Raw genomic sequence first — 7,117 nt, 5'->3', positions numbered from 1 at the left:
ATGTTTTATAAATCTTTCGATGGTTTTGCAGGTAATGAAACTAACTTTCACAAGACTATTGATATATTAGAAGGAGATCGCTACTTACCTCATTCATATTATTATGTTTACGCTCATGGTAGCAACCGCAGTATTTTATGGGTGAACACAAGAGATCTAGACCCAGTTCAAAGAGCTTTAAACATAACAAAATCAAAGAATCAGTACGTGACTATAAGTGGAAAAACTGAGTCTCAAAAACGTGATGCCATAAATAAATTCTATGAGTTTATTAGTTTAAATGGATATACAGATAGTCAGACTTTAGTTCTTTTATCTTGTAACGTTGGAAATGGTTTGACTAAAACTCTTGGTGAGTATATTGCTGCACATCCAAATATAGGTACAGTATATGCACCAACATCTTTAACTTGGTATAGCTCAGCTGACCCAAGTGTGAGCTCTTATGCTAGATGGATACATCCTGACACAGGTATGAAAACCCTACCAGAAAAAAAGCTGATGGGTCATTTCAGAATCTTTAATAGCGCTACAACAGTACGTAGTAGCAGGTAGGACTTATACTAATGAAAAAATTACTAATTCCATTAACAGCTGTACTTTTTTTATCCTCATGCGAGTCTTCTACAGCAACTAATCAAGGGACAAAAATGAATAGCTCTTATGATCAAGAAATTAAGTTACCAACTGATCGACGCTTAAGTTTTAATGAAGCAATGAATTTACGAGCTAGTGACCTAAATCTTAGGATTTATGACGAAGAAAGAATGGAACTACTGCACAAATATGCTAAAGACCCAAAGGAGATAAATGCTCAGTACGCATGGGCAACATATCAATTGTGGCATGTTGATAACCTTGATGTCGAAACGCAAGGTTATCAAAAAATATTTGAATTAGCGAAAATTGATCATCCTTACGCTTGTGCGGACGTTTATACTTGGAGCTATCAATTTGATAATGATTTTATCAAAAATACCATGAAAATAAATAAAAAAAATATTTTAGCTATTAAAGATAATTGTTTAGAGATTGCCTTAAAATATAACGCCAACTCTATAAAACACACCTTAATTGAAAAGTTTTTTTCTGACTATAGACGTGGAGATGAATATGATGATTACAACATTTTATCTTATAGGCTCATGCAAGATGTAGATAAGCAAGAATTAAATAGAGTCAAAGAATATCTACTCATGTATTTGTTCTCATGGGACAACCAGTTTATGAATAGTATTCCTAGTAACAATTTAGCTAATGGTAATCTAGTGAGTTTCTACCTCCAAATTTTGGCTTATGACCCTTATGATTTTAATGTAACTGAAGCCTGTGCTTGGTTAAAATATTACGATCAGGATTTTATACCTTACCTTAAAGAAAACAACCTTCCAAACTTAAAAATCATTCAAAAGAAACTTGTTAAATCTCTACCTATCTTAAGAGATAAAATTAAAGATACAGAAATTAATATTCAACAATGTCAGTCACGTTATATAGAAATTCGAGATACCAAACGTAACAATGATCCTTTTGAATTAGATTTTAACTAAAAATGTAGTGTGCTCAATAGATGGCGAAGCATTTGTCAGTATAGAATAAATTGCACAATCAGTTGAACACTATATAATAGATGGCGAAAAGTATAGATCATTTGGAGCTTGCGAAAAATTTAATATTGTTGAAAAACTAGTTTCAAATAGTAGTGACTGCCCTTCAAACATATCAGGTTGTTTTTGCAATAAAACAGGAAAACTACCAATGCAAGCTGGTTTTCTAAGTCATTCTCGTATAATAAAACATCATACTCCTAAGCTTGAAAGAATGAATTACACTCAAAAAATTAAAAAAATAATTTTGCATCGAACCGTCAATAGTTCTGCTCAATCAACATTTAATTCTTTTAATAGAGGGTCAAAACCATATGGTACACACTTTGTTGTAGACAAGGATGGTAAAATTTATCAAACAGCAAACTTGAATGCAAACTCCTATTCAGTAGGAATTGAAGTTGTAGGTATGCCCCTTGATAAGAATGGAAAACCAACAGAAAAAGAAAACGAAGCGCACGTCTTGCGATTTTTAAGTTACGGCTATAACAATATAGACACGCCTTTAACCTCTCTATTGAGCGACATTAAATCTGATAGAGTCGCTGAAAAAAATGATACGGGCAATACCTTTATAGACCAGTATCTCAATATGCTAGGCAGACTCATTAAAGGTTATTATCCGAAAGGCGAGGTTGTCGTGCGAAATACCGATCCTACCTATGAGAAATACCGTATGTTGGCTAAAGTTGATTATGTTAGTCCTAGCTTTTATACAGCCAAAAATCCGCAGCACTTTGATGTTAGTATCTTAAACCCAAGAGACAAAACAGCTGATGGTATCTATCATGCTTAAGGTATACCGCAATAAAAAAGTGTTGCACAAGTGATTAGTTTATCGCTTGTGTACTATTAGCCACGCAGCGAGCTGAGGTACTATAATCATAATTGCTCTTACCTTCGTGCTCTTTCTTTTCAGACTCATCAGTAGGCGTAGTTGGCAAACGTTTTATTCGCATGATAGTAATTGACCCGTTGGCTTGTATGTTTTGTGCCGAACCCCAATCAGCATTGACAGAGCGGACCACTTTTTCCGTTCCTGTCTTAGGGCCTTGCGGATTGTGTTCAGGACTATTGGCATAATAATCCTCGCTATACCAGTCAGTCATCCATTCAAGATTTTGATTGGTCATGTCATACAGTCCTAATGGATTCGGCGGGTATAAACCGACAGTAGTTATAGCTAGGCTGGTTCGATACTTACTTGAGAGTTCACTCATTTCGTCAAATGTAGCTATATTACGTCCACCATTTATCCATCCGTTATCGGTTGGGAATAGCACATATTTGCCACGATTACGTGCGGCATATTCCCACTGTGCTTCAGTCGATAGATTCATGGGTACGTCCAACTGCTGCCCGAGCCATTGGCAGTAATTTTGGGCAGTTTGCCAATTGATGCCAGCAGCGGCATTATCAAGGCGTACCTTAATGTTGTATTTTTGCATTCCTACTTTTTCTTGTCCCGTTGCCATACTATAGATATCGAAGTCACCATAAGTCGCTTTATAAGCATTCATGCTAAAGCTATCGAGCGTCACCTTGTGCAGTGGTTTATTGTCACTTTCACTCCTAATAGGGCCACCATCATTTATAGTGACTTTAGAACCGAAATCACCCATCTCATAGCTACCGCCTTCGATAAAGCGCATGTTTTCCTTTTGCTGCACTAGGAAGTCGTCTAGCTGTTTTTGTTCATCCGCAGTCAGATTACTACGAGTTTTCGGGATGCCGTCGCTATCAACCGAAGGCTCTTTGGCACAGGCAGTCATAGTAAATAGAGGTAATATAAACAAAGATACGAATAAAGGCTTAAGCGTCATAATAAGCTACAGTGATGTTTTGTTGAGAATTTAGAAGGATTATACTAATAATTTGCATGGATTGTCTAAGTAGAAATATTAAACTACTGTCGAGATAGATTGGGTTAATAACATATGTCAAAAGCTTGAGCTTATCCTGATCTATCCCAAAGGCATTGAGGTCGTGAAAAACACTGATGATAATTACGATATCTACAGTAAAATGGGCGATTACACCAGTCCAACCTTCTACGCCGCTGCCAATCCAGATCAGTATGATCAGTCAGTCTTTAATGGCTTTACAGATACATCACCAATCAACAGAGACGATCATGATACTTATGACGCCTAATCCAACAAATATTAATTCCTCTTTATGATATATGTTTATTTAAATTGATAACACAACGTGCAGATGTGAAAGCATTTTGATTCACATTAGGATCCTCAGATATTAATGGTGGATTAGGTTCTTTTTGGAACCTTTTAACAGTAACTGCACCTCCTGCATGTACATTACCTGCTGATCCTTCAGTAGCAGTCACACCTCGCAATACTTTTTCAGTGCCTGTCTTTGGTCCTTGCGGATTATGCTCTATACTCATAGCGTAATACTCTGGATCATACCAATCTATTATCCATTCGTAGTTTTGGTTAGATAGATCATAGAGTCCTAAAGGATTAGGAGGATAGAGTCCCAACATAGGAACCGCTAAAGAAGTGTTATATTTATCACTAAACTCTCTTTTTTCTTCATAAGTCCACATATTGCGTTCTGGATCTATTTCCCCGGTATCGGTTGGAAATAAGACATATTGTCCACGGTTACGCGCGGCATATTCCCACTGGGCTTCGGTTGGCAGATCCATTGGTACGTCTAGCTGTTGACCCAACCATTGACAGTAGTGCTGCGCGGTTTGCCAGTTGATACCAGCTGCTGCATTCGGTTGGCGTACGCCAATAGTTACCTCCTGCATTCCTTCCTGTTGTTGTCCGGTTGCCATACTATAGACATCGAAATCACCATAAGTGGCTTTATACGCATTCATACTAAAGCTATCAAGCGTGACCTTATGCAAGGGTTTGTTATCAGGTTGTCCAGTTAATGGCAGGCCATCCGTCCAGTCGAGCTTATGCCCAAAGTCACCCATCTCAAAGCTACCGCCTTCAATAAAGCGCATGTTCGCCTTTTGCTGGGCTAAGAAATCATCTAGCTGCTGTTGTTCATCCGCAGTCAGATCGCTACGAGTTTGCGGGACGCCATCACTATCTACCTTCGGTGTAGGTTCAGTGGCGCAGGCAGTCACAGTAAATAAAGGTAAGAGGAACAAAGATACGAATAGAGGTTTTAAAGTCATAACGGCTACAGTGATTTTTTGTTGAGAAGTTATGAGGATTATACTAATAATTCGATAGGATTGTCTAAATTGTTATATCAAACAATGATTGAGATAGGGAGGGGTGATAAATTGCATCAATGGGGCGAGTTTATCCTGATCTACCCCGATGGTATAGAAGTCGTCAAAAACACCAGTCCAAAGTACGATATCTATATCAAACATGGTCAATTTAATAATTATGAGCATTTTATGGCTAAGAATCCAGAACAATATGATCCAGCAGGGTTTGAGGACGATGACGACGATGATAGTTATATAGCTTAGCGATTAAAATACATAACTATCTATCTTGCTAATTTTTAGTTCAATGAAACAGGGGTGTTTGCGACACAACGTGCAGATGTTGCGCGATTCTGATTGATGCGTGGATTATTCTTTACAAGAGGCGGATTAGGTTCTCTTTGCCAGCGTTTTACGCTCACAGGACCCATCACCCTAATATTTCTAGCACTACCTTCATTAGCATCTACCCCTCGCAATACTTTTTCTTTGCCAGTTGATGGACCTTGCGGGTTGTGCTCTGGACTATCACCATAATACTGGGCATCGTACCAGTCGCTCATCCACTCGTAGTTCTGATTGGTCATATCATACAGTCCTAACGGATTAGGCGGATATAGACCCACTATAGGTATAGCGAGGCTGGTGTTGTACTTATTACTTAGTTCTTGCTTTTGCTTAAAAGTCCATACATTACGACCATCATCTATTTTGCCGTTATCGGTTGGGAATAGCACATACTGACCACGATTACGCGCAGCGTACTCCCACTGCGCTTCAGTTGGTAGATTCATGGGTACATTTAGCTGCTCCCCGAGCCATTGACAGTAATTTTGGGCTATTTGCCAATTGATACCAGCAGCGGCATCGGGCTGATGCAGTTCTATCACAGACTCTTGCATTCCCTCTTGTGGCTGTCCTGTCGCCATACTATAGATATCGAAATCACCATAAGTTGCCTTGTAGGCATTCATACTAAAGCTATCGAGTGTCACTTTATGTAGGGGTTTATTATCAGATTGTCCAGTTAATGGCAAACCATCGGTCCAGTCGAGCTTATGCCCAAAGTCGCCCATCTCAAAGCTGCCCCCTTCGATAAAACGCATGTTCGCCTTTTGCTTCGCTAAGAAGTCATTTAGTTGCTGTTGTTCAGCATCGGTTAAATTACTGCGAGTTTTCGGGATGCCGTCGCTATCAACCGAAGGCTCTTTGGCACAGGCAGTCATAGTAAATAGCGGCAAGATAAACAAAGATACGAATAGAGGTTTTAAAGTCATAACGGCTACAGTGATTTTTTGTTGAGAAGTTATGAGGATTATACTAATAATTTGATTGAATTGTCTAAGCAGAAATATTAAACTACTGTCGATAGATATTGGGTTAATAAAAAGGGTCAAAAACACCAGCCCAAATTATAATATCTGGTGTCATACCATCATCAAGTATTTATCAAACAGTGGTTACAGCGCACTGCTCAGCATATGCACTGTCATGCAATGAATCACAGTCACTTTTCAATACCCGATCATGGCTTTGATATCGCCCGCGACACTGGAGTTTGGGTATCAGCCACGTTACTTGACGCAGCTATTCCTTATTGCCCTTACCCTAGCAAACAGTCTTTTGTTAGCAGTACCTATCAAGGACTCACCCAAGCGCGTACTGGTGACACCAGTTTATCAGCCTCCCCCAGTTATGACTCCAGTGTCACCGATGACAACCTACAACAAACCATCACGACCCCCGTCTACTCAGGCATCAGCCCTCACGATGACGGAACTACCCTGCCACTGCGCTCATTGCAGCTGTCATCGGGCGCAACCCATGGCTGGCAATTCGCCCCACGGCTTGGACAATCCGTCCTGCTTAACCATTGGTACGGCGATATTGACAGTCCAGTGATTAGCAGATCGCTCTATGACGGTATCGGTATGGGCGATGTGGACGCAACAGACATCACTACTCGCGATGCGGGATTATCGAATAGACACAACTTGCAAGGCGGATCTTCTCCTCGTTGGCATGGTGGTGGCCTCGGACATTCGCAAATTAGTGAAGATGATGAGCATAGTGGATGGGTCTCTGGTATTGCTCAATATGGGCTGACTTCTGATTCTGAGGTAAGCCTAAGTTTCGATGAAACGCCTAATAAAGTCGGTCTGCAGTGGACGGTGAATACGGGCAGCAAAGCCAATGCTGAGACGCCGACCATCACTTCTAGCGCCACCTTTACCTCTGATGAGCATGTGCTTGAGCTTGGCGTGCTACGTCATCGCTTTAGTAATCATCAATCATCAGATAGTGGACA

General features: G+C 39.9%; 8 protein-coding genes and 1 pseudogene. 6 read left to right on the top strand and 3 right to left on the bottom strand.

Features of this window, described 5'->3' with window-relative positions; all coding sequences use genetic code 11:
• The 3 genes and pseudogenes from CXF65_RS00655 to CXF65_RS00645 all read left to right on the top strand — a co-directional run.
• Positions 1–555 (top strand): annotated as a pseudogene (locus tag CXF65_RS00655) (hypothetical protein); the annotation flags it as partial.
• 11 nt (positions 556–566) lie between these two features.
• Positions 567–1,550 carry a hypothetical protein gene (locus CXF65_RS00650; protein ID WP_101210688.1) on the top strand — a complete coding sequence of 328 codons (984 nt, stop codon included), beginning with the start codon at positions 567–569 and terminating at the stop codon, positions 1,548–1,550.
• A 208-nt stretch (positions 1,551–1,758) separates the two neighbouring features.
• Positions 1,759–2,403 carry an N-acetylmuramoyl-L-alanine amidase gene (locus CXF65_RS00645; protein WP_101210687.1) on the top strand — a complete coding sequence of 215 codons (645 nt, stop codon included), beginning with the start codon at positions 1,759–1,761 and terminating at the stop codon, positions 2,401–2,403.
• A 34-nt stretch (positions 2,404–2,437) separates the two neighbouring features.
• On the opposite strand, the gene CXF65_RS00640 is transcribed toward CXF65_RS00645, so the two are convergent.
• Complete coding sequence (locus CXF65_RS00640; RefSeq protein WP_227523165.1) at positions 2,438–3,430, bottom strand: formylglycine-generating enzyme family protein; 993 nt, start codon at positions 3,428–3,430, stop codon at positions 2,438–2,440.
• Positions 3,431–3,593: 163 nt separating this feature from the next.
• On the opposite strand from CXF65_RS00640, the gene CXF65_RS14880 reads away from it, so the two are divergent.
• Positions 3,594–3,761, top strand: a complete 168-nt coding sequence (locus tag CXF65_RS14880; RefSeq protein WP_157823948.1) for a hypothetical protein — start codon at positions 3,594–3,596, stop codon at positions 3,759–3,761.
• Positions 3,762–3,783: 22 nt separating this feature from the next.
• Here CXF65_RS14880 and CXF65_RS00635 read toward each other — a convergent pair whose 3' ends face one another.
• Positions 3,784–4,767 carry a formylglycine-generating enzyme family protein gene (locus CXF65_RS00635; protein ID WP_101210686.1) on the bottom strand — a complete coding sequence of 328 codons (984 nt, stop codon included), beginning with the start codon at positions 4,765–4,767 and terminating at the stop codon, positions 3,784–3,786.
• Between the two features lie 69 nt (positions 4,768–4,836).
• Between CXF65_RS00635 and CXF65_RS00630 the strand changes: the two genes are divergently transcribed.
• A complete protein-coding gene (locus CXF65_RS00630) occupies positions 4,837–5,073 on the top strand; it encodes a hypothetical protein (protein ID WP_157823946.1) in 237 nt (78 codons plus the stop codon).
• A 35-nt stretch (positions 5,074–5,108) separates the two neighbouring features.
• Here the strand turns inward: CXF65_RS00630 and CXF65_RS00625 are convergent, their stop codons facing one another.
• The gene (locus CXF65_RS00625) at positions 5,109–6,086 is read right to left on the bottom strand and encodes a formylglycine-generating enzyme family protein (protein ID WP_101210684.1); all 978 of its coding nucleotides are present in this window, start codon (positions 6,084–6,086) and stop codon (positions 5,109–5,111) included.
• 147 nt (positions 6,087–6,233) lie between these two features.
• On the opposite strand from CXF65_RS00625, the gene CXF65_RS00620 reads away from it, so the two are divergent.
• Positions 6,234–7,117: hypothetical protein (locus tag CXF65_RS00620; RefSeq protein WP_264754713.1), on the top strand; the 884-nt coding region annotated here is incomplete at its 3' end.

This window comes from Psychrobacter sp. Sarcosine-3u-12 (genome assembly GCF_002836005.1).
Classification (GTDB): Bacteria; Pseudomonadota; Gammaproteobacteria; order Pseudomonadales; family Moraxellaceae; genus Psychrobacter; species Psychrobacter okhotskensis.
Note: the sequence above shows the minus strand (reverse complement) of the source record. Positions and strands in the feature narration are given on the sequence as shown.

Bases quoted from the DNA above. Each gene is read 5' to 3' on its own strand.
- CXF65_RS00650 (WP_101210688.1), top strand. From the start codon at position 567: ATGAAAAAATTACTAATTCCATTAACAGCTGTACTTTTTTTATCCTCA.
- CXF65_RS00645 (WP_101210687.1), top strand. From the start codon at position 1,759: ATGCAAGCTGGTTTTCTAAGTCATTCTCGTATAATAAAACATCATACT.
- CXF65_RS00640 (WP_227523165.1), bottom strand. From the start codon at position 3,430: ATGACGCTTAAGCCTTTATTCGTATCTTTGTTTATATTACCTCTATTT.
- CXF65_RS00635 (WP_101210686.1), bottom strand. From the start codon at position 4,767: ATGACTTTAAAACCTCTATTCGTATCTTTGTTCCTCTTACCTTTATTT.
- CXF65_RS00625 (WP_101210684.1), bottom strand. From the start codon at position 6,086: ATGACTTTAAAACCTCTATTCGTATCTTTGTTTATCTTGCCGCTATTT.